Below are 4,331 nucleotides of genomic sequence, written 5' to 3' on the forward strand. Positions count from 1 at the left end.
AGACCGCCGGGTTCGTCATCCATGGCCATTGCGCGAGCGCCGCCGATTGTGGGGGGCTCGAGCATGGTTGCGGCGCTCAGGACCGCATCGCTATAGACCGCACGATGGATGAGCATGCCCAGACGCATCTCGGTGAACATATCCGCCGAGTCAGTCGCGGCAGGCGAATCAGTGCCCAAGCCAACGCGGATGCCGGCCTGCAGGAATTTATGCAGCGGCGCCAGGCCCATGCCAAGCTGCGCGTTGCAACGCGTGCATACGGCGATGGCGACGTCATGCTCCTTGAGCTTGGAGATGTCCATATCATCCACATGGACGCAGTGAACGGCAAGGACGTCCTTGCTGTTGAATGCATTCCAGTTGAGAGCGTAGTTGACCGGGGTCACGCCCGTGGGGAGCCACATGGGACGGTCGGTCAGGCTGTCATTTCCACCTGAGATGCCGCGCACCGAAAGCGGCGTGGCGCCGTCGCGAATGTAGCGAAGCTCCTCGTAGCTGCCAGCCACATGCATGGCAACCGGCAGACCCATCTCCTCGGCGATGGCGTTCACCTTCGAAAACACCGTGGGATGGCAGGCATGCAAAGCCTTGGGCGCGATACCGATGGTGACGCGGTCGGCGTCAGACGCCTCACGCCACGAGCGAACGTCGTTCACCGCGGCCTCAATCGCGCTATCCACCTTGGCTTTTTCCGGAGCGCCGACGCTGCGGTAGACGACGGAGCGCAGGCCCATGTCATTCACGGCTTCGCACGAAGCGCCCGTGCTGGTGAAGTCTGCCACGGTGGTAACGCCGCCGGAAAGCATTTCCATGCAGCCGACGAGCGCCGAATCGTAGCGATCGTCACGGCTCATCATGTCAGCCTTGGCGTGCTCCATGGCCAGCCATTCCGCGTACGGAACGTCATGCACGATGCCGCGCAGAACCGTGTACTCGAGGTGAGTGTGGCAGTCCACGAAGCCGGGCATGATGGCGGATTGTCCGAAGTCTCGCACCTCCTCCTGGGGATAGCGTGACTTCATACGTTGGGCACCGCCGATCTCGACGATGCGCCCATCGCGCACCAGAACCGCACCATCATCGATGGGTTCGGACGTGACGGGGATGATATGTTCAGCAAGTAATAGCATGCGGACATAATAGCGCATCCCGTTTAAGCTATACTTGGCAGCCGGGTTAAAACCGTGCGCGGCACGGGTTTATCGCCCAAAAAACCAGAATCACCATCCGAACACACCACGAAAAGGCACCCGATCATGACCACGAGCCTCTCGAACGGCACCGACACTAACGAAACGAACGCACAGCCCAATGCTGCGGCACCCGCCGCAAGCGAGAAGACCTCCGGAGAGTATTTGCGCGAAGCCGCGAAAGCCTCCGTCGCGGGCGATGCGCCCAACGATATTCACGTCGGCCATACGGTGGTCGATACCGCGACCGGGCGGGAGGCCTCTGCCGCCGTGTCCGAAGACCGCGTAAAAGAAATCTTCGGAGCCATCGCCAAGAAATACGACCGCTTCAATGCCGCTTCGAGCTTCGGCCTATACAAGCGCTGGCTGCGGGCGACCGTGGACGCTGCCGCATTGACGCCCGAAAGCGACCTTCTTGACCTTGCGGGAGGCACCGGCGACGTCAGCTACACGGCGGCGAAGCGCACTCCCCCCGCCCACATCCAGCTGACCGATTTCGTCCCCGAAATGCTTGACGTTGCTCGCGACCGCGCACGTCAGGGAGCGGCGTGCGGCGTGCCGGTGGATTTCGACGTGGTGGATGCGCAGAACATTCCCTACGAAGACAATTCATACGATTCCATCACCATGGCATATGGCATCCGCAACATACCCGACCGCGAACAGGCGCTCGCGGAGACGTATCGCGTCCTCAAGCCGGGCGGCACCTTTGCCTGCCTTGAATTCTCCACTCCGCCCAACCCGCTGTGGCGCGGCCTTTACTATATATATCTTAAGACGATGATCCCGTTCTGGGGCAAACTGTTCACGGGCGACGCCAAAGGCTTCGTGTACCTGGCGAACTCCATCCGAGCGTTCCCGGACCAGAAGACGTTTGCGGACATGCTCGAATCGGCGGGGTTCGTCGACGTTTCCTGGAAGAATCTGGCAGGCGGCATCGTCGCCGTACACACCGCGCATAAGCGCGCATAACAAAAGTCGACCGCGACACGCAAAACGCCGCCCGGAAACCCGGACGGCGTTTTTTGATGCATTCCTTGCGAATCGCGCAAGCGAAATGCGATTACTCGGAATCGTCCTCTTCGCCGACGAGCGCCTGGCACGTGGCGAGCGTATCGGCGTAGTCGGCCTTGTACGCTTCCACCTTTTGCTCGAGCGCGGCAAACTCCTCGTCATCAAGCTCGGCCGCATGAGCCTCGTCCAGGTCGGCGAACCCGCCCGATTCGAGCGCTTCTTTTACCTGGTAGGCGGCATTCTGCTCAGCGCCATACCGGATGCTTTTCTGATTACCCAGGTTCAACGCATTGTAACGAGCATTTTCCTCGGCGGCATCGTCGCCCGCTTCTTTCGCGGCACGCTCGATCGCCATCTGCTCGTCGAACTTCTTTTGGAGGAAGCGGAGCTCGTTTTCCTGCCCCTTGCGATACCGCTCAAGGCGTGCCACCTCGCGTGCGGCGCGGGCGCGCACCAGCTTCTCGCCTTCTGCCTCCATGGCAGGCAGAGCATCGACGAGTTCTTTCATGTGGTCGAACAGCGCATCCGCTTCGGAAGAATCGGGGGCTATGTCCTGTGCGGCGGTCGGTTTCATATCGTTCATGAATCGCCTTTCTTGATTGCTGGGCCGCAACAGACGCAAACCCATTTTGTATGCGCCCCAGCATAGCAGAAGGCCCGCCGAAACGGGCCTTCAGAGGGAGGGGAGAAACTTCGGTACAACGACGCTGCAAGATACAGGTCGCTGAAAAGTCAGCGAGGGCGAATCTGGCGAGTCGGGTTGGCCCGCCGCAAGCCCCAAGCGTGCTTCGCACGCGCCGAGGGGAGCACAAGGGCCAAGCCGGCCGCCAGATTCGACCGCAGCGTCGAGTGGTCCGCCGGCTGGCAAGCCGGCGGAACCAATTAAGCCTTGACCTCGTCGTAGACGCCGGCGAGCTGCTCGCCCAGGCACTTGCCCTCAACCAGGCAGCGGCCGTGGCTGTTGCCCTGGATGTTGATCGGGTAGTCGTAGGCGTAGATGTCGCCTGCGCAGTTGCCGATAGCGTACAGACCGGGGATGGGCTCGTTCTCGGCGGTCAGCACCTCGAAGTTGTCGGAGATGTGGATGCCGCCCACGACAGCCAGCAGGCCGGGGCCCAGCTTGACGGCGGTGAAGGGGCCTTCCTCGACCGGGAAGAGGTAGTGGGATTCCTTGTAGAAGTCCACGTCCTCGCCGGCATGGCACAGCTCGTTGTAGCGCTCGATGGTGGCCTTGGCGGTCTCCACGTCGACGTCGAGCTGGGACAGGAGCTCGTCGAGCGTATCGGCGCGCTTGTAGTTGTCGGGGGTGTCGGTCAGGCCGGCCTCGATGGTCTCCTTGTGAGACGCGGTCGCGTCCTCGGGCTTCGTGCCCACGGCGCGGAAGCTATCCCAGAACATGCCGCCGCCGAACTCGAGGGATGCGGTGTTGTCCTTCTCCCAGTTAGCGTCGAAGATGGACCAGCAGTGGTCATAGCCGCCGTTGACCATGGTGCCCACGCACTTGCCCTGAACCCAGGTGGCCTCGTTCATGAAACGCTTGCCGTCGGGGTTGATGAACAGGAACGGGCCGGAGAACATGCCAGCAGCCTGGGGATGCATCATCGTGGGCCACGGGCCGTCCTGGAAGGCGCCGCCCACCCAAGCAGCCATGTTGTGGCCGTCGCCGGTGTTGCCCTGGTCGGAGCAGAGGCGGGTCATAACCTTGTTGGCGATGGGGCAGAACTCGTTGATGTACTCATCGTTGTAGCTCACGTCGCCGGTGGCAAGCACGACGCCCTTGGAGGCGTTGTACTGCACGTAACCGTTCTCGGTCTCGCAGATGGCGCCGGTCACAGCACCGGAGTCGTCCTGCACCAGCTGGACGGCGGGGCTGTTGTACACAATCTGGAAGTTGCCGGTCTCCTCGGCCTTGGCCAGGAACAGGTACTCAACATAGGTGGCGACGGAAACGTTCTCGCCGGTGGTCTGGCCGCCGAAAATCATGTGGTAGCAGTCGACCTCGGGATGCACGACGCTGCTGGAGCCAACCGTGACCATGCAGGACGCGCCGTCGGACTCGGCGACGTCGAGCAGCCAGTTCATGCAGCGCTCGGACTCGCGGAACCACTTGCCCACGAGGGACTCACG

Annotated in this window: 4 protein-coding genes; 1 reads left to right on the top strand and 3 read right to left on the bottom strand. The window is 61.9% G+C overall.

Features of this window, described 5'->3' with window-relative positions; genetic code table 11:
* A partial coding sequence (locus Q0J60_RS07250; protein WP_294440049.1) for an amidohydrolase family protein occupies positions 1 to 1,130 on the bottom strand: 1,130 nt, incomplete at its 3' end.
* Between the two features lie 126 nt (positions 1,131 to 1,256).
* On the opposite strand from Q0J60_RS07250, the gene Q0J60_RS07255 reads away from it, so the two are divergent.
* Positions 1,257 to 2,162: a class I SAM-dependent methyltransferase gene (locus Q0J60_RS07255; RefSeq protein ID WP_294440052.1), complete on the top strand. Its 906-nt coding sequence runs from the start codon at positions 1,257 to 1,259 to the stop codon at positions 2,160 to 2,162.
* Positions 2,163 to 2,253: 91 nt separating this feature from the next.
* Here Q0J60_RS07255 and Q0J60_RS07260 read toward each other — a convergent pair whose 3' ends face one another.
* Both Q0J60_RS07260 and Q0J60_RS07265 read right to left on the bottom strand, forming a co-directional pair.
* Entirely contained in the window at positions 2,254 to 2,787 is a 534-nt protein-coding gene (locus Q0J60_RS07260; protein ID WP_294440056.1) for a DNA repair protein Rad50, read from the bottom strand.
* A 299-nt stretch (positions 2,788 to 3,086) separates the two neighbouring features.
* Positions 3,087 to 4,331 (bottom strand): FAD-binding protein (locus Q0J60_RS07265; RefSeq protein ID WP_294440057.1); only part of this gene is annotated, 1,245 nt, incomplete at its 5' end.

This window comes from uncultured Slackia sp., from assembly GCF_944321625.1.
GTDB lineage: Bacteria > Actinomycetota > Coriobacteriia > Coriobacteriales > Eggerthellaceae > Slackia.